The sequence below is a fragment of the Sphingomonas chungangi genome, assembly GCF_013778325.1.
GTDB lineage: Bacteria > Pseudomonadota > Alphaproteobacteria > Sphingomonadales > Sphingomonadaceae > Solisphingomonas > Solisphingomonas chungangi.
The window spans coordinates 327591-351978 of sequence record NZ_JACEIB010000027.1 but is presented as its reverse complement, the minus strand read 5'-3'; the positions used below and the strand labels follow the sequence as shown (position 1 = coordinate 351978).

At 68.6% G+C, this 24388-nt stretch carries 20 protein-coding genes; 13 read left to right on the top strand and 7 right to left on the bottom strand.

The window, feature by feature from the left end; translation table 11 throughout:
- Positions 1–113: 113 nt before the first annotated feature.
- From HZF05_RS19520 to trxA, 7 genes are all read left to right on the top strand, one after another.
- Positions 114–2462, top strand: a complete 2349-nt coding sequence (locus tag HZF05_RS19520) for a sensor histidine kinase (protein WP_160364150.1) — start codon at positions 114–116, stop codon at positions 2460–2462.
- Complete coding sequence (tsaE, locus tag HZF05_RS19515; RefSeq protein WP_160364149.1) at positions 2459–2905, top strand: tRNA (adenosine(37)-N6)-threonylcarbamoyltransferase complex ATPase subunit type 1 TsaE; 447 nt, start codon at positions 2459–2461, stop codon at positions 2903–2905. The genes HZF05_RS19520 and tsaE overlap by 4 nt, the downstream gene beginning before the upstream one ends.
- Positions 2890–3891, top strand: a complete 1002-nt coding sequence (locus tag HZF05_RS19510) for an aminoglycoside phosphotransferase family protein (protein WP_484592871.1) — start codon at positions 2890–2892, stop codon at positions 3889–3891. Before tsaE ends, HZF05_RS19510 begins: the two co-directional genes overlap by 16 nt.
- A complete protein-coding gene (locus tag HZF05_RS19505) occupies positions 3888–4655 on the top strand; it encodes a nucleotidyltransferase family protein (RefSeq protein ID WP_343046928.1) in 768 nt (255 codons plus the stop codon). Before HZF05_RS19510 ends, HZF05_RS19505 begins: the two co-directional genes overlap by 4 nt.
- The gene (addB, locus tag HZF05_RS19500) at positions 4648–7578 is read left to right on the top strand and encodes a double-strand break repair protein AddB (protein WP_160364148.1); all 2931 of its coding nucleotides are present in this window, start codon (positions 4648–4650) and stop codon (positions 7576–7578) included. The genes HZF05_RS19505 and addB overlap by 8 nt, the downstream gene beginning before the upstream one ends.
- Entirely contained in the window at positions 7575–10952 is a 3378-nt protein-coding gene (gene addA / locus HZF05_RS19495; RefSeq protein WP_160364147.1) for a double-strand break repair helicase AddA, read from the top strand. Before addB ends, addA begins: the two co-directional genes overlap by 4 nt.
- Before the next feature lie 88 nt (positions 10953–11040).
- Positions 11041–11361, top strand: a complete 321-nt coding sequence (gene trxA / locus HZF05_RS19490; RefSeq protein ID WP_160364146.1) for a thioredoxin TrxA — start codon at positions 11041–11043, stop codon at positions 11359–11361.
- A 1-nt stretch (position 11362) separates the two neighbouring features.
- Here trxA and HZF05_RS19485 read toward each other — a convergent pair whose 3' ends face one another.
- Genes HZF05_RS19485 through argJ form a run of 3 tightly spaced genes read right to left on the bottom strand, consistent with a single transcriptional unit; the run spans position 11363 to position 13815 of the window.
- Entirely contained in the window at positions 11363–12157 is a 795-nt protein-coding gene (locus tag HZF05_RS19485; RefSeq protein WP_160364145.1) for an inositol monophosphatase family protein, read from the bottom strand.
- On the bottom strand, positions 12154–12585 hold the full coding sequence (locus HZF05_RS19480; protein WP_160364144.1) for a GFA family protein: 432 nt from the start codon (positions 12583–12585) through the stop codon (positions 12154–12156). Before HZF05_RS19480 ends, HZF05_RS19485 begins: the two co-directional genes overlap by 4 nt.
- A gap of 3 nt (positions 12586–12588) precedes the next feature.
- Positions 12589–13815 carry a bifunctional glutamate N-acetyltransferase/amino-acid acetyltransferase ArgJ gene (gene argJ, locus HZF05_RS19475; RefSeq protein ID WP_160364143.1) on the bottom strand — a complete coding sequence of 409 codons (1227 nt, stop codon included), beginning with the start codon at positions 13813–13815 and terminating at the stop codon, positions 12589–12591.
- A gap of 171 nt (positions 13816–13986) precedes the next feature.
- Between argJ and HZF05_RS19470 the strand changes: the two genes are divergently transcribed.
- The 6 genes from HZF05_RS19470 to HZF05_RS19445 all read left to right on the top strand — a co-directional run bounded on the left by HZF05_RS19470 (position 13987) and on the right by HZF05_RS19445 (position 20526).
- Positions 13987–14304, top strand: a complete 318-nt coding sequence (locus HZF05_RS19470; RefSeq protein WP_160364142.1) for a hypothetical protein — start codon at positions 13987–13989, stop codon at positions 14302–14304.
- A 136-nt stretch (positions 14305–14440) separates the two neighbouring features.
- Complete coding sequence (locus HZF05_RS19465; RefSeq protein WP_160364141.1) at positions 14441–15025, top strand: energy transducer TonB; 585 nt, start codon at positions 14441–14443, stop codon at positions 15023–15025.
- 107 nt (positions 15026–15132) lie between these two features.
- Positions 15133–17877 carry a preprotein translocase subunit SecA gene (secA, locus tag HZF05_RS19460; protein ID WP_160364140.1) on the top strand — a complete coding sequence of 915 codons (2745 nt, stop codon included), beginning with the start codon at positions 15133–15135 and terminating at the stop codon, positions 17875–17877.
- Positions 17878–17954: 77 nt separating this feature from the next.
- A complete protein-coding gene (locus tag HZF05_RS19455) occupies positions 17955–18611 on the top strand; it encodes a DUF969 domain-containing protein (RefSeq protein ID WP_160364139.1) in 657 nt (218 codons plus the stop codon).
- Positions 18608–19519 (top strand): DUF979 domain-containing protein, encoded by a 912-nt coding sequence (locus tag HZF05_RS19450; protein ID WP_160364138.1) that lies wholly within the window; start codon positions 18608–18610, stop codon positions 19517–19519. Before HZF05_RS19455 ends, HZF05_RS19450 begins: the two co-directional genes overlap by 4 nt.
- Positions 19516–20526, top strand: a complete 1011-nt coding sequence (locus HZF05_RS19445) for a DUF2891 domain-containing protein (RefSeq protein ID WP_160364137.1) — start codon at positions 19516–19518, stop codon at positions 20524–20526. The genes HZF05_RS19450 and HZF05_RS19445 overlap by 4 nt, the downstream gene beginning before the upstream one ends.
- Here the strand turns inward: HZF05_RS19445 and HZF05_RS19440 are convergent.
- The 4 genes from HZF05_RS19440 to HZF05_RS19425 all read right to left on the bottom strand — a co-directional run bounded on the left by HZF05_RS19440 (position 20516) and on the right by HZF05_RS19425 (position 24348).
- Positions 20516–20827, bottom strand: a complete 312-nt coding sequence (locus tag HZF05_RS19440) for a PilZ domain-containing protein (protein WP_160364136.1) — start codon at positions 20825–20827, stop codon at positions 20516–20518. The two genes, HZF05_RS19445 and HZF05_RS19440, sit on opposite strands and share 11 nt — an antisense overlap.
- A 62-nt stretch (positions 20828–20889) precedes the next feature.
- A complete protein-coding gene (locus HZF05_RS19435) occupies positions 20890–22143 on the bottom strand; it encodes an N-succinylarginine dihydrolase (protein WP_160364135.1) in 1254 nt (417 codons plus the stop codon).
- Positions 22130–23146: an arginine N-succinyltransferase gene (locus tag HZF05_RS19430; protein WP_160364134.1), complete on the bottom strand. Its 1017-nt coding sequence runs from the start codon at positions 23144–23146 to the stop codon at positions 22130–22132. The genes HZF05_RS19435 and HZF05_RS19430 overlap by 14 nt, the downstream gene beginning before the upstream one ends.
- Positions 23143–24348 carry a hydrolase gene (locus HZF05_RS19425; RefSeq protein WP_160364532.1) on the bottom strand — a complete coding sequence of 402 codons (1206 nt, stop codon included), beginning with the start codon at positions 24346–24348 and terminating at the stop codon, positions 23143–23145. The genes HZF05_RS19430 and HZF05_RS19425 overlap by 4 nt, the downstream gene beginning before the upstream one ends.
- Between the last annotated feature and the right edge of the window lie 40 nt (positions 24349–24388).

The following is a 24388-nucleotide window of genomic DNA, read 5'->3' as shown; positions in this document are numbered from 1 at the left end:
CATCCGGCGGCCTTTTTCGTATCCGGGTGCTTTCGTCCCGCGCGCTCTCGCCCTAGAGAATGGCGCATGGGGAGTGCGCGCGTAGGGATGCTGGCCGGTCGACGGGAGGGCGGATGATCGTCCTCGATCCCCTGCATGCGACGCTCGCCGGGCTGATCCTCGCCGTCTGGCTGGCGGCAGCGGTGGTCGCGGTCACGCTCGGGTGGCGGCGGCACAATGCCGCGCGGAGCGGCGTCGCCGAGCTGGGACGCCTGCGCTACATGCTCGCGGGCGCGCCTGCGCTGCCGGTCCTCGTCTCGTCGGACGGCCGGCTGCGCGCGCACGAGCGGGTGGCCGACTGGTTCGGGCTGGATCGCATGCCGCGCCACCTTTCCGATCTGTCGCCCCGACTGGAGCCGGGCGATGCGGAAGCGCTGGCGCGGGACATCCTCGCCGTCCAGCGCGGCGGCGCCGAATTCCAGCGCGCGCTCAGGCCGATCGATGCACGGCGCGTGCTGCTGGTGCGTGGGCGACCGGCGGCGGCGGCGCTGGGCGAGGGCGCGGCGTTGCTCTGGCTGTTCGACGCCACCGAGAGCGAGGAGGAGATCGCGCGGCTGGAAGGCGAGCGCGATCGGCTGGCCGGCGCGCTCGACGCGCTTGCCGGGCTGATCGAGGCGGCGCCGATCCCGATGTGGCACCGCAGCCCCGATCTGCGGCTCAGCCTCGTCAACTCGGCCTACATGCGCGCCGTGGACGGCGAGAGCGCGCACGACGTGATCGAGCGCGGGCTGGAGCTGATCGACGGGCAGGGGCCGGGCAGCCCACTCGCCACGGCGGCGGCGGCGCGCGACGAGGGCGAGATGTCGGTGCGCACGGTGCCCGCCACGATCGGCGGCGAGCGGCGCATGCTGCGCGTGGTCGACGTGCCGCTCGGCGTTAGCGGCATCGCCGGCTATGCGATCGACATCGAGGAGATCGAGCAGGCGCGGCAGGATCTCGTCCGCTTCGCCGAGGCGCAGCGCGACATGCTTGACCGGCTTTCGGCGGGCGTCGCGCAGTTCGATTCCAGCCGGCACATGACCTTCTCCAACGCCGCCTTCCAGCGCCTATTCGCGATGCTGCCGGAATGGATCGCCGATCGGCCGGAATTCGATCGCGTGCTGGAGCGGATGCGCGAGGCCGATCGCCTGCCCGAAAGCCGGGACTTCCCTGGCTGGAAGGCTGAGCGGCGGCGCTGGTTCCTCTCCGAGGAGGCACAGGAGGAGGCGTGGCAGCTGCCCTCCGGCACGCACCTGCGCGTCGTCGCCCAGCCGCTGCCCGATGGCGGCATCCTGATGATCTTCGAGGACCGTACCGAGCAGGTGCGGCTGCGCTCCGAAGCCGACACGCTGCTGCGCGTCCGCACCGCGACGTTCAACAACATGAACGAGGCGGTCGGCGTGTTCGCGGCGGACGGCCGCCTCCACCTCTGGAACAACCGCTTCTCGGACGTCTGGCAATTGAGCGAGGAGGAACTGGCCCGGCACCCGCGCGTCGATGCGCTGGTGAACATGGTGGCGCCGCGTCTCGCCAATCCGGCGCGCGCCGGGCTGATCCGCGAGCTGGTGCGCCTCGCCACCGCCGAGAGGCAGCGCCGGGCCGGGCGGATCGCCTTCGCGGACGGCCGCCATTTCCAGTTCGCCGCCGTTCCGCTGCCGGACGGCAATGCGCTCTTCACGTTGCTCGACATCACCGACAGTCGCCGCGCCGAGCAGGCCCTTCGGGATCGCGCGGCCGCGCTGGAGGAGGGCGATCGCGTCAAGTCCGCCTTCATGGCGACGATGAGCTACGAGTTGCGCACGCCGCTCACCTCGATCGGCGGCTTCGCGGAAATGCTGCAGGCGGGCTTCGCCGGTCCGCTGACGACGCGCGGCGACGAATATGTCCGCTCGATCCTCAGCGCCTCGGCACGGCTGGGCCAACTTATCGACGAAGTGCTGGATCTCACCCGCAGTGCGGCGGGCAATCTCGATCTCGAACATGTGCCGATCGAATTGGAGACGTTGTGCAGGGGCTTGGCCGGCGATCTCGCGGCACAGGCCGAGCAGCGCAAGCTCGAGATGATCGTCGCGATCGAGCCATCAGCCGGCGTGGTGACGGGCGATGTGCGGCGTCTGCGGCAGGCGATCGAGAACGTGTTGCGCAATGCCGTCGATTACACGCCGGAAGGCGGGCGCATCTTCTTCCACGCATCGGGCGACGTGGAGCAGGCGACCGTCGTGGTGTCGGACAACGGCAACGGCATCGCGCCCGAGAGCCGCGCCAAGCTGTTCGATCCTTTCCACCGCGTCAGCGATCGTGGCGACCGGCGAGAAGGCTCGATCGGCCTCGGCCTGCCGCTGACACGCCACTATATCGAGGCGCATGGCGGCGAGGTGATGCTCGATACCGAGATCGGCCAGGGGACCACCATCTCGATCCGCCTACCGAGGATACGGGCGTGATCCATCTGCCCGATGCCGCCGCGACGGAGGAGGTGGGACGTCAGCTCGGGAACCTCCTGAAGCCGGGCGATGTCGTCGCGCTGTTCGGTGATCTTGGCGCCGGCAAGACCAGCCTTGCGCGGGGCGCGCTGGCCGCACTCGGACTCGCCGAGGAAGCACCGAGCCCGACGTTCGCGATCGTCCAGCCTTACACGCCACCGGAAGTGTCGCTGCCCGTCGCGCACGTGGATCTCTATCGCATCGACGATCCGGATGACACGCAGGAACTGGGCCTCGACGAGATGTTGGAGGAAGGCGCCCTGCTGGTCGAATGGCCCGAGCGGCTGGGCGAGGCGCTGTGGCCTCAGGCGCTCCGTCTGACGCTGGAGCCCGATCACTCCGGCGGGCGGCGCTTGACTTGGGCGGCCCCGGCGGCATGGGAGGCGCGATGGCCGCCCCGATGATTCCGCCCGCTCACGCGCCCGCCTTCCTCGCCGCGAATGGGTGGGGCGGGGCGGAGATCCTGCCGCTTGCCGGCGATGCGTCCTTTCGCCGCTACTTCCGCGTCGTCGATGGCGAGCGGCAGGCCGTGCTGATGGACGCGCCGCCCGAGCATGAGGATGTGGGGCCATTCCTCGCCATCGCCGGGCATCTCGACAGGCTGGGCCTCTCCGCGCCGCGCAGCCACGCAGTCGATCGCACGGGCGGCCTGCTGCTGCTGGAGGATTTCGGCGATCGACTGGTCGGCCCGCTGTTGCGCGCCGGGGCGGAGGACGAGGCGCCGATCTATCGCGACGCGATCACGTTGCTCGCGCGTCTGGCGGAGCAGCCGGTACCGGCGAGGCTCGCCCCCTACGATATGGCGGTACTGCGGCGCGAGATCGGGCTTTTCCCCGAATGGTATGTGCCCGCCGTCGATCTCGACGTCGATCTCGAAAGCTGGGCACGGGCGTGGGATGCAGTGTTGCCCCGCGTCGCCGATCCAAAGCCGCCGGTGCTGGTGCTGCGCGACTACCATGTCGACAACATCATCCTGCTCGATCGCATCGGGCTGAGGCGGCTCGGCCTGCTCGACTTCCAGGATGCACTGGCGGGTCATCCGGCCTACGATCTCGTCTCGCTGCTGCAGGATGCGCGGCGGGACGTGTCGCCCGCTCTGGAGGCCGGGATGCTGGAGGCTTATTCCGCCGAAGCCCGCGTCGCCGACGTGGACGCCTTCCGCGCCGACTACGAGATCCTGGGCGCGCAGCGGAACACCAAGATCCTCGGCATTTTCACGCGGCTGTGGAAGCGCGACGGCAAGCGCAACTACCTGCCTTTCCAGCCGCGCGTGTGGGCCTATCTGGAGCGCAACCTGAAGCACCCGGCGCTGGCGCCGGTGGCGGCGTGGTTCGAGGGCAACGTGCCGCCCGAATATCGCGCGGCCCACTGGACGGAGACGAGCGCGTGAGCAAATTCGCCAAGCCCCTCTCCCTCCGCCCCGATCCGCATGCCGAGCAGGAGCTTCCCGATACGGCGATGCTGCTGGCGGCCGGGCTCGGCAAGCGGATGCGCCCGCTCACCGCGACGCGCCCCAAGCCGCTGATCGAGGTTGCCGGCAAGTCGCTGCTCGATCATTCGCTCGATCGGGTGCGCGCGGCCGGCGTCAAGAAGGTGGTGGTCAACGTCCACTATCTGGCCGACGCGCTGGAGGCGCATGTCCGCCGCCACGCCGCCGATCTCGATGTCACCATCTCGGACGAGCGGGCGACGCTGCTGGAGACGGGCGGCGGGGTGGTCCATGCGTTGCCTCTGCTCGGCGACAAGCCCTTCTTCGTGATCAACAGCGACAATCTCTGGGTCGACGGACCGGTCGATACGCTGCGTCTGCTTGCCAACCGCTGGGAAGACGAGAGCATGGATGCGCTGTTGCTGGTCGTCGCGCTGGCGCGGGCCACGGCGCACAGCGGGCAGGGTGATTTCCATATGGACGCCACCGGCCACCTGCGTCGCCGCGAGCCGCGCAAGGTCGCGCCCTTCGTTTATACCGGCGTGCAATTGGTCTCGCCGCGGCTGTTCGCCGATGCGCCGGAGGGGCCGTTCTCCACCAACATCCTGTGGGATCGCGCCATCGCCAAGGGCCGCGCTTTCGGTGTGGTGCATCAGGGCCTGTGGTGCGACGTCGGCACGCCGGTCGCTTTGCCGTTGGCGGAAGAGCTGTTGAAGGGTGGCTGAGGCCGGCCCGTCCGTCTTCACCGTTCCCGCGCACCGGCCCTTCGCCGATGCGCTCGCCGAAGGGCTGATCGCGCTGGCGGATGGGGACCGCATGACGCTGGCGCGGGGCCTGATCCTCGTCCCCAACAACCGCGCCCAGCGCGCCATCACCGATGCCTTCGTGCGCCGGGCCGAGGGCGGCCTGCTGCTGCCCCGCATGGCACCGATCGGCGCATTCGATCCGGACGAGGCGCTGGGGCAGTTGCTCGATCCAGCGGATGCCGAGCCGGTGCCGCCCGCGATCGAGGCGATGCCGCGCCGGATGATGCTCGCCCGCCTGATAGCGGAGGAGCGTGCACGGATCGGCGAGCCGGTCGATGCGGCCGAGGCGGTGCGGCTGGCGCAGGCACTCGTGCGCACGCTCGATCAGCTGGCGGTCGAGGAGAAGCCGATCCGCGACCTGCTGGACATGCAGGTTGAGGGCGAACTTTCCGAACACTGGCAGCGTGCGCTCGGCGTACTGACGGCGGTGCTGGCGCGCTGGCCCGGCGAGCTGAAGGCGGCGGGCAAGATTGAGCCGGGAGAGCGGCGCAACCGCCTGCTCGATCGCGCGGCGGCAATCTGGCGTGCGCGACCGCCCGCTTCGTTCGTGGTTGCGGCGGGGATCACCGACACGGCCCCGGCGGTCGGCCGCCTGCTCGGCGATATCGCGCGGTTGCATGGCGGATCGGTGCTGCTGCCGTCGCTCGATCTCGCCATGCCGGAGGCGGAGTGGGATGCGCTCGGGCCGGATGAGAAGGGCCGCAGCATCGAGACTCACCCGCAATTCCACCTCAAGCTGCTGCTGGATCGGATGAGCGTCGCACGGGGCGAGGTGCAGCGCTGGCGATGGAGCGGGCGGACCGCGCCGGGCGCCTCGGCGGCGCGGGGCAGGGCGGCGGCGAACGCGATGGCGCCGGCGCGCTTCACGGGCAAGTGGCAGGCCTTGCCGCCTGCGGAACGCCGCCTCTCCGGCATCCGCGCGCTCGAATGCGCGACCCCGGCGGAGGAGGCGCAGGCCATCGCCATCGCGTTGCGGCAGGAGATCGAGACACCCGGCCGAACCGCCGCGCTGGTGACGCCGGATCGCGCATTGGCCCGCCGCGTATCCGCACACCTCGCGCGATGGGGCATAGCGGCGGATGACTCCGCCGGCCGTCCGCTCTCGGCAACCCCACCCGGTACCCTGATCATTGCGCTGGCCGAGGCGGCTGCGAGCGGCTTCGCGCCGGTCGAGCTGCTGACGCTGCTCAAGCATCCGCTGATCCAGGCCGGGGATCGCCTGCCGTGGCTCGACCATGTCCGCGCGCTCGATCTCGCGCTGCGCGGCCCCCGCCCCGCGCCGGGGCTGGAGGGGATCACCGGGAAGCTGGCCGAAGCCAAGAAATTGCCTCGCGGTCTGGCCGAGTGGTGGACGGAGCAGGTCGCTTTGTTAGCACCACTGGAAGCAGTCTTCGCGCGGGATACCACGCTTTCCGATACCCTGCCGCTGATCCGCGAGGCGATCGCGGCGCTCACCGAGGACGCGGCGTGGGCCGGGCCGTCCGGTCGTGCGGCAGCCGAACTGTTCGCGGATGTCGAGCATGCGGCCCCGCTCGGTCCGCGCGAACTGGCCTCCTCTGCCGTCTCACCGTTGCTCACCCGGCTGATGGACGACGTGGCGGTACGCCCGCCGCAGGGCGGCCATCCGCGCGTGTTCATATGGGGCCTGATCGAGCAGCGGCTCCAGCATGCCGACTTCGCCGTCGCCGCCGGGCTCAACGAGGGCGTGTGGCCGGCGCTGCCAAGCCCCGATCCATGGCTCGGTCCGCGCGTGCGCAGCGAACTGGGGCTGCCGGGGCTGGAGCGGCGGATCGGCATCGCCGCGCACGATTTCACCAGCGTGCTCGGCAGCCCGCGCGTGCTTGTCACGCGGGCGCGCCGCGATGCGCGCGCTCCGGCGGTCGTTTCGCGCTTCTGGCTTCGGCTGGAGGCGATGACCGGCGGCATCGCCCGCTCGCCCGAATTGCGCCGCTGGATGGCGGCGATCGACCGGCCCGGCACATTCGATCCGGCGCAGCGCCCACGCCCCGCGCCGCCGGTCGATCATCGCCCGCGCAAGCTGGCGGTGACGCGGCTCGACCGGCTCAAGGCCGATCCCTTCGCCTTCTACGCGCAGGAGATGCTGAAGCTCGCCGCGCTCGATCCGATCGACGCCGATCCCAGCGCCGCGTGGCGGGGCAACGCCGTCCATGAGGTGCTGGAAACGTGGGCCAAGGAGGATGGCTACGATCCGGCCAAGCTCCCGGCCCGCGCCGAAGAGATGCTCGACGGGATCGCCGCGCATCCGGTGCTGCGCGCGCTATGGGCGCCGCGCCTGCGCGAGGCGATCGGGTGGATCGCCGACCGGATGATCGAGGATGCCGCGACCGGCCGCAAGCCGATCCTCGCTGAGACCTTCGGGGAGCGCGAGATCGGGGGCATCCGTCTCTACGGCAAGGTCGATCGCATCGACCGGCTGGCCGACGGCAGCCTCGCCATCGTCGACTACAAGACCGGCCAGCCGCCTGCGCCGAAGCAGGTGGCGGGCGGTTATGCGATGCAGCTGGGGCTGCTCGGCCTGATCGCGGAGCAGGGCGGCTTCCCCGAAACGGACGGCATCGCCAGGGGCTTCGAATATTGGTCGCTGGCGCAGAAGGACGGGCAGCTCGGCTATGTCGCCAACGCGATATCGAGCCGGTCCGGCCTCGATCCGGCGGACTTCACCAGCCTCGCACACCACCACTTCACCGAGGCCGCCGCAAAATGGCTGCTCGGCGAAGAGCCGTTCGTCGCCAAGCTGCATCCCGAATATTCGCCCTACACCGATTATGATCAGCTGATGCGGCTCGACGAATGGTACGGCCGGCAGGAGGGCGCCGAATGAGCCGCCGCCCTTCGTTGCTCAAGCCACTGGAGGGCGCGCAGGCCGAGGCCTCCGATCCCAGGCGGCTGGTCTGGCTGTCGGCATCGGCCGGCACCGGCAAGACCCATGTGCTGACCGCGCGCGTGATCCGCCTGTTGCTGGCGGGGAACGATCCGGCGGCGATCCTCTGCCTCACCTTCACCAAGGCCGGGGCCGCCGAGATGGCGGACCGCATCCATGCGCGCCTCGCGAGTTGGGTGCGGATGAAGCAGGCCGATCTGCGCAAGGAGCTGTTCGCGCTCGGCGAGCCCAATGACGACGAGGCGATCGCCGAGGCGCGCACCCTTTTCGCGCGTGTGCTGGAGGCGACGGGCGGCGGCCTGCGTATCCAGACGATCCATGCCTTCTGTCAGACGTTGCTGGCGGGCTTCCCGTCCGAGGCGGGGCTGATCCCCGGCTTCCGCCCGCTGGAGGAGCGCGAGGAGCAGGCTCTCGCCCACGCCACGCTCGCGCAGATGCTGGTCGAGGCCGAGCGCGGCGGAGACCTGCCGCTGATCCGCGACATACAGGTGATGAGCCGCCGGCTGGGCGAGCAGGGCGCCGAAAGCTTCCTCCGTCAATGCGCGCGCTCGGCCGAGGCGATGGCCGCGCTGGGTCCGGGTATCGAGGCGAAGCTGCGCCGTGCGATGGGCGTGCCCGACGGCGACGTCGAGGAGGCGATCGAGGAAGCCTGTGGCGACGGGCATTTCGATCGCCGCACATTGGAACGGGTTTCGGCGGCGCTGGCGGGATGGGGCACGAAGGGCGCGCTCGCCAGTGCCGATACGATCGCTGCGTGGCTCGCGGCCTCGCCGGCGAGGCGGGCCGAGACCCTGGACGATCTGCACCTCGTCTGGGCGAAGAAGGATGGCGAGCTGCGCTCCTTCGCCAAGGGCAAGGCGCCGCCCGATCCCTCCTATCCTGACGACGCCACTCGGATGTTCGATCTGTGCGGCGGCCTGCTGGCCTTGCGCGCCAAGGCGGCGTTCGCGGCGCTGCTGGCGGCGGGGCTGCGCGCGGGGCAGGCCTATGCCCGCGCCTATGCGGAGGCGAAGCGGGCGGCCGGCGCGGTGGATTTCGAGGATCTGATCCGGAAGGCCGTCCGCCTGCTTGGCACGCCGGGCATGGGCGAGTGGGTGCGCTACAAGCTGGACCAGCGCACCGATCACATCCTGGTCGACGAGGCGCAGGATACGAATGTCCATCAATGGTCGATCGTCGCGGCGCTGGCGGGCGAGTTCTTCGCGGGCGAGGGTGCGAAGGAAGGCGTGCTGCGCACCATCTTCACGGTGGGCGACTTCAAGCAGGCTATCTTCGGTTTCCAGGGCACCAACCCGCTCGCCTTCGAGGCGGCCGAGCGGCATTTCTCCGCCCGCGCCGAGGGTGGGCAGCGCAGTTTCCGTCGGCTCTCGCTCGATCGCTCCTTCCGGTCGACGCCGCCGGTGCTGGCGGTGGTCGACAAGCTGATCGGCCATCTCGGTGCCGCCGCGCTGGGCCTTGCGGACGAGGTTCCCCCGCACGAGGCCGCGAAGAAGGGGGCCGGACGCGTGCTGCTCTGGCCGCCGGTGATCGCGGTCGAGGCGGAAGAGGTCGCGGCCGGTGAGGAAGGCTGGCTCGACGACGCCACGCGCCTCTTCGCCGATCGCCTCGCGCGGCAGGTGAAGGCGTGGATCGACGCCAAACCCTGGATGGCGACCAAGGACCGGCCGCTGCGCCCCGAGGACATCATGATCCTCGTCCGCAAGCGCGGCGAGCTCGCTTCGCTGCTGGTGGCGCGGCTGCACGCGCACGGCGTGCCGGTGGCGGGTGTCGACCGGCTCAGCCTCGGCGCGCCGCTGGCGGTGAAGGATCTGCTCGCTGCCGCCCGCTTTGCGCTCCAGCCGGCGGACGATCTCAACCTTGCGGGGCTGCTGGTGTCGCCGCTGCTCGGTTTGTCTCAGCTGGACCTGTATGACATCGGCCATGGCCGCCCCGGCACGCTCTGGGCGGCGCTCCCCGAGGGGGAAACCCGTGAAACGCTCGGCCGCATCCTGGCCGCGGTCGACCTCGTCACGCCGTATCGCTTCTTCGAGGAAATGCTGTCCGGCCCGTTGCAGGGCCGCCGCAAGCTGCTGCGCCGGTTGGGCGAGGAAGCTCGCGATCCGATCGAGGAACTGCTCAACGCCGCCCTGCTCTTTGAGGAGAACGGCACGCCCTCGCTCCAGCTCTTCCTCGACTGGTTCGATCGCGGCGAGGTGCAGATCAAGCGCGATCCCTCCGCACCGCTCGACGCGGTACGGGTGATGACCGCGCACGGCTCCAAGGGTTTGCAGGCGCCTTTGGTGGTGCTGGCGGACGCGACCGGCGATCCTGATCGCTCTCCGGGCGGCGGCATCGGCTGGTCGCACGAGGAGGGCGGAGAGGCGGTGCCGGTGATCCGCCCGAAGAAGGAGGAACGCTTCGCCCCTTTCGCCGATCTGATCGAGGAGGCGGAGCGCCGCGACCTGGAGGAGCATTGGCGCCTGCTCTACGTCGCGGCGACGCGGGCCGAGGAATGGCTGGCGATCGGCGGCGCACTGGGGCCGGGCGCGCGGGGCGTGATCCCGGCGAACAGCTGGTATGCGGCGCTGGACGCGGCGCTGGACGGGCTGGAATCGGCGGAGGCGGGCGATGCCTTGTGGGGCAAGGTTCGCGCCCACGGCCGGGAGGCTGTGCGGGGGAGAGAAAGGCCGCCGCGCGCGGCAAGCGTGGAATCGGCGCCGCCGGCTTGGCTTCATGCGCCCGCGCCCGAGGAAGCCCGGCCGCCGCGGCCGCTGGCGCCGTCTTCGATCGGAATCGATACCATCGCCAATCCGCCGCCCGGCGCCAAGATGCGCGAGGCGGCGGAACGGGGGCGGCTGCTTCACGCCTTGTTCGAGCGTCTGCCCGACCTGGCGTCCGAAGCCCGCGCGGGAGCGGCCGACCGGTGGCTCATGCAATCGGCGGGAGTGTCCGATCCGGCGCTGCGGAGCGCGCTGATCCGGGACGCCTTGGCGGTTATCGAAGACCCGCGCTTCGGGGCGATCTTCTCCAGCGCAGCTCTCGCCGAGGCGCCGATCGCCGCCGTCGTGGGCGGCGAGGTGATCGCGGGCACCGTCGACCGCCTGCTGGTGACCGACGACAAGGTCATGGTGATCGACTTCAAGACCGGCCGTCGCGCGTCGGCCGCGCTCGGTCGGGTGCCGGAGCATCATCTCGACCAGATGGGCGCCTATGCCGCCGCGCTGGCGGCGATCTTCCCGGGCCGCGCGATCGAGGCGGCCTTGCTCTACACGGCCGGTCCGACGCTGATCATCGTCCCGCCCGAGGTGCTGGCCGATCACAAGCCGGGCTTATAGCCCACGGAGCAAAGTTTGGGCGCGACCCGTTGAGCCAGGGCCTGTCCCCGCCTACATCCTTGCTCAACACGAACAGGAGTTCCGTTCCATGGCCACCAAGACGATCACCGATGCCAGCTTCCAGGCCGACGTTCTTTCTGCCGATGGCCCCGTGCTGGTCGATTTCTGGGCGGAATGGTGCGGGCCGTGCAAGATGATCGGCCCGGCGCTGGAGGAGTTGTCCGACGAGCTTGGCGAGAAGGTGACGATCGCCAAGCTCAACATCGACGAGAATCCCGGTGCGCCGGGCAAGTACGGCGTGCGCGGCATCCCGACGATGATCCTCTTCAAGGGCGGTGCGCCCGCAGCGACCCAGGTCGGCGCGGCGCCGAAGAGCCGGCTCAAGGCCTTCATCGAAGAGTCGATCTGATCTAGCCGAACAGCAATTTCGCCGCTTCGTCCCACAATCGGGGCGAGGCGGCGGAAAGCAGGCCGGTGCGATCGTCGCCGAGCCGATAGGGCGTGCCATCCAGCCGCGCGACGCGGCCGCCCGCTTCCTCCACGAACAGCGATCCGGGCGCGTGATCCCACGGCATCGAGCGCCAGAACAGCGCAAGGTCGTTCGTTCCCAGCACGACGCGCGGATATTGCTCGCCGGCGCAATGCGGGACCTCGACCTCGGTGATGTGGCCAGCGGCGCGGGCCAGCACGGACGCACGGACGTCCGGCGGCAGATAGCGCGTCGCCAGCGCCGCAATTGGCAGCGCCGCGCCGGTCTTGCGCGCCATGATCCGCTTGTTGTCGACGAACGCGCCTCCTCCCAGCGCCGCGTGGCACATCCGGCGCGTCACAGGATCCAGGATCCAGCCCGCCTGCACGATTCCCTCCTCGGCCAGCGCGACCATGATCGCGAAGGGCGTGCGGCCGGCGGCATAATTGCCGGTGCCGTCGATAGGATCGACGATCCACGCCTGGCCTTGCGCGATGCGATCCAACACGGAAGCGTCGGCCGCGACCGCTTCCTCGCCGATCACATGGCTGCCCGGCAGGATCGCCATCAGCCCCTCGGTCAGCCGTTCCTCGGACAGCTTGTCGGCGACGGTGACATAGTCGTCCTTCGCCTTCTGCTCGATGTCGGCTGCATCGAGGTTGCGGAATCGCGCCATCACGACGTCGCGCCCGATCTTGCGCATGAGGCCGTCGACGGCGGCGTGGAGCGGGCTCATTCCGGTCGATCCCCCGGCATAAGCCCGCGCGCGTCGATGCCGAAGCCTTCGTAGGCCGGAAGTCCGTCGGCCAGCTTCACCCATTCGATCTTCTGGTCGATGAAGATGTGGAACTCGGGCGTCACCGCCCCCGGATCATCGAGGCTGGCGCAGGCGACGTCGATCTCCTCCTTCTGGTAATTGACGTGGATAGTGAGCGATGTGCCACAGCGCGGGCAAAAGCCGCGCTCCCCGTAGTCGACCAGCCTCACGATCGCCACGGGACCCTGCTCGATCACGAAATCCTTGAGAGCGCAGGTGGTGAAGGCCATCGCCGGTGCGCCCGAGCTCTTTTGACACAGCCGGCAGTGGCACCAGCCGGTATCGTATGCCGGACCATCGATGCGGTAGCGGGTCGCGCCGCAGGCGCATCCTCCGGTGAGCGCCATGGCCTAGCTCCGATAATCTGCATTGATAGAGATGTAGCCGTGGGTCAGGTCGCAGGTCCAGACCGTCGCACGGCCTTCGCCCAGGCCGATATCGACGACGATGCGGACTTCCTGGCTCTTGAGGTGCGCGGCGACGGGCGCCTCTTCATAGCCCTCCACTGCAAGCCCGCCAGAAGCCACCTGCGTGTCGCCGAAGCGGATCGCCAGCCGGTCGCGCTCGGCGGGCTCGCCCGCCTTGCCGACCGCCATTACGACGCGGCCCCAGTTCGCGTCCTCACCCGCGATCGCAGTCTTGACCAAGGGCGAATTGGCGATCGACATGGCGATGCGATGGGCGCTGCGATCGCTCTCGGCGCCTTCGACGGATACCTCGATGAACTTCGAGGCGCCTTCGCCGTCCTTCACCACCAGATGCGCGAGCTGGAGGCAGACATCGTTCAGCGCGGCCGCGAAGGCATCGGCGCCAGCGTCGTCGAAGGAGGAGAGGGGAGCGTTGCCGGCTGTGGCGGTCGCGAAGGCCAGAACCGTGTCGGAGGTCGAGGTGTCGCCGTCCACCGTGATGCAGGAGAAGCTCCGGCCGTTCGCCGCGTTGAGCATCTGCTGAAGAAACAGGGGATCGATCGCGGCATCGGTGAAGACGAAGCCCAGCATCGTCGCCATGTCCGGCGCGATCATGCCTGATCCCTTGATGACGCCGACGATGTTCACCGTCCGGTCGCCGATCACGGCGCGGGCCATCGCGCCCTTGGGGAAGGTGTCGGTGGTCGAGATCGCGGCGGCGACCTCCTCCCAGCCCACCTGCGGGGCCGTCAGCGCGGCGTCGATCCCGGCCTCGGCGGTGGGGATGGGGAGCGGTACGCCGATCACGCCGGTGGAGGCGACGAAGACGTCGGAGGGTTGACATCCGATACCGGCCGCCACTCGCGCCGCGATGGCCTCCACCGCTGCACGACCGCGATTGCCGGTGAAGGCGTTGGAGTTGCCCGCATTCACCACCAGCGCCCGCGCGCGGCCGAGCGGCAGCGCGGCGCGGCACCATTCCACCTCGGGCGAGGGGCATTTCGATTGTGTGGTGACGCCTGCTACGGCGGTCCCCTCGTCGAGCAGCGCCAGCGTGAGATCGTGGCGTTCCCACGCCTTGTAGCCGGCGCGCACGGTCGCGATGTGGGCGCCGGTGACCGGCGGCATCGCGGGAAACGGCGTGGCGAGGGGGGAGACGGCGTCGGACATGAGCGATTCCTCGAAGCCTTGCGGTTCTCAGCGGCCGCTATCGGGCCGGAGCCGCCGGATCAACCGCCGTTCGTGCCTGAACCATGGCTGCATGTCGCGTTCGCGGCGCATTCAGGCCCGCACCGCTAGACCAAATTACACGCGGTGTTCGCGTAATGGAGGGTTTGAACCATGAAGACTTCGCATCGGATCATCGCGGCCCTGATGAGCATCGGCTTCGTCGCCGGCGCCGCGCAGGCGCAGGGTGTCGATCAGCGCCATGCCGACCAGCAGCACCGCATCGACAACGGCCTGCGCAATGGCAGCATGACGCCTGGCGAGGCGCACCGGGTCGAGCGCCAGCAGCACTCGATCGACCGCCAGGAGGCGCGTATGCGCTACCGCCACGGCGGTCGCCTCAATGGCTACGACCGCGCCGTGCTCCAGCACCGCGAGGATCGCGCGAGCCGCCACATCTATCGCGCGAAGCACAACGGCCGCCGCTGGTAATCCTTGGTGACCGAAACAAGGACGGCCGCGCTCCCGATGGAGCGCGGCCGTTCTGCTGTCCCCATGCCACCCGCACCGGCTCCCTTGCGAGAACGTCGCTCTCGGCTAGGCTGGAACGGAAGACGGGGGGACATCCATGCTTTTGCTGTTCGGGCTAGCAGTCGCCACTACGGCAATAGAGCAGCCGCCTCGACCCGTTCGCCCGGATATGTGGGTGTCGCCCGACGACTATCCTCCCGAAGCCTTGCGGAACATGTGGGACGGTCTGGTGGGCTTCACGCTCTACCTGTCGTCTCAGGGGCAGGTCACGGGGTGTGCAGTGACGCAATCAAGCGGCCACTCCGTGCTGGACGATGCAACCTGCACGCTTATGGCTGCTCATGCGCGTTTCGTTCCGGGCAAGGATGCTGGGGGCCAGTCCGTCGCGGGGGAATATCAAGGCCATGTAAACTGGCAAATTCCGGATAGAGGGCCGGTGCCTCTCGCGCCATCGTCGGGTACGGTCGAATTCGACGTGGATGCAAGCGGACGGGTGCATGATTGCAAGTCCACCCTTCCCGACGAAAGCTGGCCGAATCTTGGAGATCTTTGCACGCATTTCCAGCAGCTTCCGAATGTGCCGCCTGTGGTTTTTGCACCGGGCTTGGGCAAAAATGGCCAGCCCGTTCCGCGCCATGTCGTGATCCGCGTTGACATGACAGTCTCGCCATCCGCCGATTGATTGACACCCCCTTGCCCCGTCCCTAGATCAGCCGCCTGCTCGCGCGGGGGTTCGCGGGGCGTTTGCGCGTGCCAGTCCCCCGCCGTCCCGTTCGTATAGGAATGCCCATGCTCGGCGGCATCGCCAAGGCCATTTTCGGTTCGTCCAACGACCGCTATGTCAAGTCGCTGCGCGGCACCGTCGCCAAGATCGCGTCCCATGAAGACGCCGTCGTCGCGATGGACGACGCCACGCTCGCCAACCAGACCGCGTTGTTCAAGGCGCGGCTGGAGCAGGGCGAGACGCTCGACGACCTGCTGCCCGAGGCGTTCGCCACGGTGCGCGAGGCGGCGAAGCGCGTGCTCGGCCAGCGTCACTACGACGTGCAGATGATCGGTGGCATGGTGCTCCATCGCGGCGAGATCGCCGAGATGCGGACCGGCGAGGGCAAGACGCTGGTGGCGACGCTCGCCACTTACCTGAACGCGCTCAGCGGCAAGGGCGTCCACGTCGTCACCGTCAACGACTATCTCGCCAAGCGCGACGCCGAGTGGATGGGCCAGGTCTATCGCTTCATGGGGCTGACCGTGGGCGTGATCATCCCCAACATCCCCGATCACGAGCGCCGTGACGCCTATCACGCGGACATCACCTACGGCACGAATAACGAGTTCGGCTTTGACTACCTGCGCGACAACATGAAGTACGACCGCGCCCAGATGGTGCAGCGGCCCTTCAACTTCGCGATCGTCGACGAGGTGGATTCGATCCTGATCGACGAGGCGCGCACGCCGCTGATCATCTCCGGCCCGACCGATGACAAATCGGAGCTCTACATGAGCGTCGATGCGGTGGTGAAGCAGCTCCACCCCGACGATTACGAGCATGACGAGAAGCAGCGCTCGGTCATCCTCACCGAGGATGGCACCGAGAAGGTCGAGCGCATGCTGGAGGCGGCCGGGCTTCTGGAAGGCGACAATCTCTACGATTACGAGAACACCCAGGTCGTCCACCATCTGAACCAGGCGCTGCGGGCGAATGTCGGCTTCAAGCGCGACATCGATTACATCGTCAAGGACGACAAGGTCATCATCATCGACGAGTTCACCGGCCGCATGATGGACGGCCGGCGCTGGTCGGACGGTCTGCACCAGGCGGTGGAGGCCAAGGAAGGCGTCAAGATCGAGCCCGAGAACCAGACGCTCGCCTCGATCACCTTCCAGAACTATTTCCGCATGTACCCGAAGCTCGGCGGCATGACCGGCACGGCGGCGACCGAGGCGCCGGAATTCTTCGAGATCTACAAGATGAACGTGGTCTCGATCCCGACCAACGTGCCGGTGCAGCGCCGCGACGACGACGATGAGTTCTACAAGAATATCACCGACAAGTTCGGCGCGATCGCCAAGGCGATCCGCGGCAAGCAGGAAACCGGCGGCCAGCCGATCCTGGTCGGCACCGTCTCGATCGAGAAAAGCGAGCTGCTGTCCGAGTATCTGAACAAGGAAGGCGTGAAGCACAACGTGCTCAACGCCCGCCATCACGAGAGCGAGGCGCATCTCGTGGCGCAGGCTGGCCGCATCGGCGCGGTGACGATCGCCACCAACATGGCGGGCCGCGGCACCGACATCCAGCTGGGCGGCAATCTCGAATTCCGGATGCTCGACGAGTTCCCGGATCTCGTCGCCGGCACGCCCGAATATGAGGCGAAGGCGAAGGAGATCGAGGCCGAGATCGTCACCGAGAAGGCGGCGGTGCTCGCTGCCGGTGGCCTGTTCGTGCTCGGCACCGAGCGCCACGAGAGCCGCCGCATCGACAACCAGCTGCGCGGCCGCTCGGGCCGTCAGGGCGATCCGGGCCTCAGCCGCTTCTACCTGAGCCTCGACGACGACCTGCTGCGCATCTTCGGGCCCCAGACCCTGTTCGCCAAGATGATGAACAAGAATCTGGAGGACGGGGAAGCGATCATCTCGCCCTGGATCACCAAGGCGATCGAGACCGCGCAGAAGAAGGTCGAGGCGCGCAACTACGACATCCGCAAACAGGTCGTCGAATATGACGACGTGATGAACGACCAGCGCAAGATCATCTACGAGCAGCGCTCCGACATCATGGACCAGGCGACGGTCGACGACGTCACCGACGAGATGCGCGGCGAGACGGTGTCGTCGCTGGTCGGCGATGCCTGCCCGGTCGGCTCCTATCCCGAGCAGTGGGATGCCGAAGGGTTGCAGGCCCGCGTGCAGGAGGTCTTCGGCATCGAGCTGCCGGTGACCGCGTGGGTCGCCGAGGAAGGCATCGAGCCCGAGGTTCTCGCCGAGCGGATCAAGGGGCAGGCCGACGCGCAGGTCCAGTCTAAAATCGGCGAGATCAGCGAGGAAAGCTGGCGCGGCATCGAGAAGAGCGTGTTGCTCCAGAGCCTCGACGAGCATTGGAAGGACCACCTTTCACGGCTCGATTCTCTGCGACAGGTGATCCATCTGCGCGCCTATGCACAGAAGACGCCGATCAACGAATACAAGCAGGAAGCATTCGCGATGTTCGAGCGCATGCTCGAGACGATCCGCGAGGACGTGACGCGCATCCTGGCGCAGGTGCAGTTCCAGGCGCCGCCGCCGCTGCCCGAGCTGCCGGAATTCCTGACGACGCACCTCGATCCGTTCACGGGCAGCGACGACACGTCGGATCGCGACGGCTACGACCAGGGCTTCATCACCACCCGCATCGCGCCGATGCAGACACCGCAGTTCGACGCTCCCGAGGGCAGCAACCTCGGCGAGGACCCTGCGAGCTGGGAGGGGCAGGTGAGCCGCAACGCGGCGTGCCCGTGCGGTTCGGGCAAGAAATACAAGCACTGCCACGGGGCGCTGTGACCTGCGTTCCCCTCTCTTACAGGGGGGGCTTTCCGGTCCGCGATTGACCCGCGCCTTTTGGCCGCCGACAAGACCACATGCTTGTCCTCGCCGGCATCGCGGTCATCGCGCTCGGGTTCCTGTTGCGCTTCAATCCGCTGCTGGTGGTCGCCGCCTCGGCGGCGGTGACGGGGATCGCGGCGGGGCTCGATCCCCTCAAGATCCTCGCCGCCTTCGGGCATGCCTTCAACGAAACGCGCTACGTCACGATCATCTGGATCGTGCTGCCGGTGATCGGCCTGCTCGAACGCTTCGGCCTGCAGGAGCGGGCGAGGGCGGTGGTGGCGGGCTTCGGACGGGCGACAGCGGGGCGCTTGCTGATTGTTTACCTGCTGTTCCGCCAGCTCACCGCCGCACTGGGCCTCACCTCTATCGCCGGACCGGCGCCGACCGTCCGCCCGCTCGTCGCGCCGATGGCGGAAGCGCTGGCGGAGCGGCAGGCCGGTGCGTTGGATGATGCTCAACGCGAACGGGTGAAGGCGCTGGCGGCGGCAACCGACAATGTCGGGCTGTTTTTCGGCGAGGACATCTTCCTCGCGATCGGTTCGATCCTGCTGATGAAGGGGCTGCTGGAGCAGTTCGGGATCGAGTTGCAGCCGTTCCAGCTTTCGGTCTGGGCAATCCCGAGCGCGATCGCGGCTTTCGTGATCCATGGCTTCCGGCTGTGGTTGCTCGACCGGGAGCTCGCCCGATGATCGGCCTGCCGTTCGTCTATGCCATCGCAGGCGCGCTGTTCGCGATCTACGCGGTGCTGGGCGCGATTGATCGGCGCTGGGCCAACGCCGCTTTCTGGGCGCTGGTCGCGGTCAGTTTCCTGCTTGGCGATCGGCTGGGCGACATTGGCAACGGCGTGCTGGTGCTGGGGCTCGTCGCGATTGGCGGCTTCGGTTTCACCAAGGCTCCGCGACCACGCACGGACGAGAAGGCACCGCGCGGCGATGCGATCTTCCTGCCCGTGCTGATCGTGCCGGCGGTCGCGCTGGCCGGCACCTTCGCGGCGCGCTGGTGGCCGGGCTGGGCCGATCCAAAGCAGGCGACTCTGGTCTGCCTCACCATCGGCGTGCTGATCGCGCTGGCCGTTTCCATGGTGTGGCTGAGGCCGCATCCGGCGACGCCGTTCCGCGAAGGACTCCGCCTGATGGATTCGGTCGGCTGGGCGGCGCTTCTCCCGCAGATGCTGGCGAGCCTCGGCGCGATATTCGCGCTTTCCGGCGTTGGCACGGTGGTCGGCGGACTGATCGGCGATGTCATTCCCAACGGAAGCCTGATCGGCGCGACGATCGCCTACGGGCTCGGCATGGCGCTGTTCACGATCGTGATGGGAAATGCCTTCGCTGCCTTTCCGGTGATGATGGCGGCGGTGGGACTGCCGTTGCTGATCCATCAGCATCATGGCAATCCCGCGATCGTCAGTGCGATCGGCATGCTGTCCGGCTTCTGCGGCACGCTGCTGACGCCGATGGCGGCCAACTTCAACATCGTCCCTGCCGTGCTGCTGGAGCTGAAGGACCGTAACGGCGTGATCCGCGCGCAGGCGCCGACCGCGCTGCCGTTGCTCCTCGTCAATATCCTGCTGATCTGGTGGCTGGCTTTCCCGAGATGATCACGCCCAAAATCACTGGCGACACCGCATCCCGCTTCGCGCGGCTCACGCTGGGCCATATCGGCCAGGAATATCCCAGCATGCTCCAGCACGTGCTGGCCGGGCCGGAGGATGCCCGCACGCCGTCCGAACTGCATCCGATCTTCTACGGCAGCTTCGACTGGCATAGCTGTGTTCATGGCTGGTGGCAGCTGCTGCGGCTGCGTCGGCTGTTTCCCAATATGCCGGAGGCGATCGAGATCGCCATGCGCGCCGATGTGATGCTGGTGCCGGAGAAGGTGGCCGGCGAACTGGCCTATCTCGCCCGCCCCACCGCGCGCGGCTTCGAACGGCCTTATGGCTGGGCCTGGCTGCTGGCGCTGCATGGCGAGGCTGCACGACACGATGGGTCGTGGGCGGCGGCGCTGGAGCCGCTGGCAAGGGCTTTCGCCGATCGCTTCAAGGCGCATCTGCCGCAGCTGACCTACGCGATCCGCAGCGGAGCGCACTTCAACACCGCCTTTGCGCTGGTGCTGGCGTTCGACTGGGCGCGGGATCACGATCCGGCACTGGCCGATCTGATCGCGGAACGCGCGCTCGGATGGTTTGGTCGGGATCGCGCCGCGCAGGCGTGGGAGCCGAGCGGCGACGATTTCCTCTCGCCGACGCTGGCCGAGGCGCTGCTGATGAGCCGTTTGCTCGACGGGCCGGGCTTCGCCCGCTGGCTCGATGCCTTTCTACCGGAAGCTTCGGTCGAGCGGCCGGATACGCTCTTCGCGCCGGCTCACGTCTCGGATCGCAGCGATGGCAAGATCGCGCATCTCGACGGACTGAACCTCAGCCGCGCCTGGTGCTGGCGGGGGATCGCGGTAGCGCTCGGCGACGAGCATCCGGCTACGCCGATGGCGAAAGCAGCGGCCGAGCGGCACCTCACCGCCAGCCTGCCGCATGTCGAGGGGGATTATATGGGCGAGCACTGGCTCGCCACCTTCGCCCTGCTCGCGCTGGAACAGCCGATCAGCCGTTGAGGTGGTGCTGGCCCTGGTTGACGAGGAATTTCTCGTCGATCGAGTGGTCGAACGCGACGCCGAAGCGCGTCTCCTCCACCCACGCCACCTTGCCGGCGACCTTCAGCTCGCCGTGGATCAGCGTGACCGTCTCGCCACGTGCGGGCACGCGATCGGCATCGAGCTTGGCGCCCGAGTGCGAGATGTTGAGGAGGTGGACCTCGATCGTGCCGAAGTCGCACTCCATCTGCGCCGTCAGCAGTAGCCGCGACCGCTTGTTGTCCCGCTTGTCGAGCGGCAGCTCGAACGCCGATGCGGCCATGCCCGCCTCCGAATGAAATCCGGTGCGCGTGATGGCACGGAAATTCCTAAAAGCGGGTTAATTCAGACCAGTTCGGAAAGGTCTAGCGCTTCCAGCAGCGTCTTGCGCGCCGCGACCGCGTCCGGCCACGCGCCGAGCGTCTCGATCTGGTCGGGATGCACGCTCCCGGGCCAGTGTGCCTCGATCACGGCGGCGAGCCGGTCCAGCTTCGCCTCGTCGACAAGGAAGCGGGGATCGACTGTCGCGGGGTCGCACACCACGCGCAGCCGCAGGCACGCGGGGCCGCCGCCATTCGCCATCGATTCGCGCACGTCGACCGGGATCAGCCGGCGGATCGGACCGTTGCCAGCGACCAGCGCTTCCAGCCATTCCCATACGCGGCCGATATTTTGCGCCTCGGTCGGCAGGATCAGCGCCATGCCGCCGCCGTCGGGCAGGGTGACGAGCTGGGCGTTGAAGAGGTAGCTGGCGATCGCGTCCTTGAGACTCACCGCCTCGGCCGGCACCTCGACGATCTCGACCGAAGGGAGGCGTTCGCGCAGCTCAGCGAAGAAGCGCGCCTTGTCGGCGAAGGCCTGCCCGTGCGCGAACAGCACGCGCTCGTTGGCGACGGCGACGACGTCGTTGTGGAAGGCGCCGGCGGCGATGGCCTCGTCGGACTGGCGCACGAACATCGCATCGTTCAGGCGGTGGCGGCGTGCGATGGCGCCGCTGGCCTGCAGGTGCTGACGGGCGGGGAAGGGGCCGCCGCCCTCGCCATAGACGAAGACCTCGACGCCCGGCGTGTCGTGGCGATCGCACAGGCGCATGTGATTGGCGGCCCCTTCATCCCCGAATGGGGCCGGGACGGGGCCGTGAACGGCGAAGGCTTCGTGCGCAAAGGCGAGTTTCAGCTGCGCCAGCGTGCCGGGCCATTCGTGGCTGCGGTGCGGCATGGTGACGAGGTTGGCGACGGTCAGGTGGCAGCGGCCGTCGGCGCTGTCCGGCGCGGGCGAGACGGTCGCGGCATTGGCCGCCCACATCGCCGAGGCCGAGGTCGCGGCGGGCCAGAGCGGGCCGGGAGTCGCCGCATCGGTGGCGAGCACGTCGAGCCATCCTGTATCCGGCCGCCGGTGGGGCAGGAGGATGCCCTGGCGAAGCCCGAGCGCGATGTTGGCGCGCATTTTCGCCAACCCCTGCAGTGCGGCTGCGCGCGGATGCGAGGTCTGCCCGGCATTCCTTTTCGACGCGAGATTGCCCAGGCTCAGCCCCGCATAATTGTGCGTCGGGCCGACGATGCCGTCGAAATTGATCTCGACCAGATCAGCGCGCGACATGGACGATCTCGTCGCCGGCCGTGACGCCCAACAGGCTCGCGCTCTCGGCGTCGATCACCGCGTCGCCGTCCTTCTCCTCGATCGTGCCGTGGACGCAGACGAAAGCCTCCAGTCGGCCCTTGGCGATCAGGCCCTTCTGGCCGCCGGCGGCGTCGGTAGCGACCAGCGTCGCGGTCTTGGCGTCGCGCACGGTGCGGATCTTGTCGGTCTGCGCCGCCATGGTCGGGCCGCCGTCGAAGATGTCGATATAGCCTTCGTGGTGGAAACCCTCGCCCTCCAGCATGCGCATCGCGGCGCGGCCGGTCGGGTGCGGCATGCCCATCACCGCGCGTGCCGTATCGGGCAGCATGGCGGTGTAGATCGGATGCTTGGGCATGAGGTCGGCGATGAACTGGTTGCCGTGGACGGCATTGAACTGGTCCGCCTCCTGGAAGCTCATGCCGAAGAACTTGCCGGCGAGCCCATCCCAGAAGGGCGATCCGCCCGCCTCGTCGATCACGCCGCGCAGCTCGGCGATCACGCGGTCCGCGAAGCGCTGGCGGTGCTGGCGGATGAACAGATATCGCGATCGGGCGAGCAGCAGGCCGAGGCCGCCCGCTCTTTCCCGAGGATGCAGGAACAGGCCGCCGACCTCGGTGGTGCCTTCGTAGTCGGTGGTGAGGCTCAGCATCTCGGCGCGGAAGGTGCGGCCGAGTTCCTGGCTCGCCTGGCTCAGCACGCCGATGCGATAGCTGTAGAAGGGCCAGCGGTTGCCGATCGTCGAGAAAACCTGGCCGGTGCCGATCACCTGGCCCGTCTCCACCTTCTCCAGCATGAGGAGATAGACGTCGTCACCCGTCGTGTCCTCGGCCTTGGCGAAGGCTTGCGCCGAGCGGGTCAGCTTGGCGGCGAGCGCGTCCTTGTCGGCAGGCAGGTTGGTGAAGCCGCCGCCGGTCAGTTTCGCCATCTCGTAGAGCGAATCGAGGTCGGTCGCACGGGATGCGCGGATGCGGAAGCCGCTCATGGGCGGCCCCGCTCGGCGAGCTCGAGCAGCACGAGGGTGGACAGGCGGGCGCGTTCGGCCAAGCTCTCGACGATCAGAAATTCCTCCCCGGAGTGTATGGCGCCGCCGCGGACGCCCATCGTGTCGACCACGGGCACGCCGCAGGCCGCTATGTTGTTGCCGTCGCAGACGCCGCCGCCGGGCGCCCACGCTATCGCCTGCCCGAGCCGCGCGCCGCAATCGCGAACCAGCTGGAACAGCCGCTCGGCCGTCGGATCGAGCGGCTTGGGCGGCCGGTTGAAGCCGCCGTGGCAGTGGATGTGGACGCCATGCTCGGCGGCGACCATCGCGATCGCGGCATCGAGATGCGATTGCGCGCGCGCCTGATCCCCGCTCGTCGCGGGGCGCATGTTGACGCGCAGCACCGCATGATCGGGCACGACGTTGTTGGGGCCGCCGCCGTCGATCTTCGCGGGGTTGACCGAGAGGCGCGGGCCTTTCGCCTTCGAGAGCCGGAGCGCCAGATCGGCGGCGGCGAGCACGGCATTGCGCCCGTCCTCCGGATTGCGGCCGGCATGGGCCGAGCGGCCGGTGATGACGATCGAGAAATTTCCGCTGCCGGGTCGCGCGCCGGCGAGCAGGCCCTCGGGCGTGGCGGCGGGTTCGTAGGTGAGGGCCGCCGCCTTGCCCTGCGCAGCGCGCGCGATCAGCGCGGCGGAGCCATGGCTGCCCGTCTCCTCGTCCGAGTTGATCACGACCTCGTAGCCGATGCGATCGCGCAAGGGGCTGGCCTCCAGCCCCGTGAGCGCGGCGAGGATGATCGCGACGCCGCCCTTCATGTCCGCGACGCCGGGGCCGTTGATGCGGCCGTCGTCCAGCGTGCGGATCGACTGGAACGAGTGATCGGCGCCGAACACCGTGTCCATGTGGCCGGTGAGCAGCACCTGCACCGGCGCCTCAGGGCGCACAGTGAGGTGCAGGTTGCGCCCGCGTTCGGTCGTTTTCGTCGCGCCGTCCGGCAGGATGGACTCGACCGGATCGGCCTCCAGCAGCGTCAAGTCTCCAGGCAGCGCGGAAAACGCATCCGCCAGCTTGCTGGCTACAGCGCCGAGGCCCGCGAGATTGCCCGTCCCGCTGTTGATCGCCGCCCAATCGAGCGTCTGGTCCAGCATCGGCTGGCCGGCGGCGGTGTCGAGACTGGTTTCGGTGCCGGTTGGTGACATCCGCAACCATTAGTGCGGGGCGGGCCGGCGGCCAACCCCC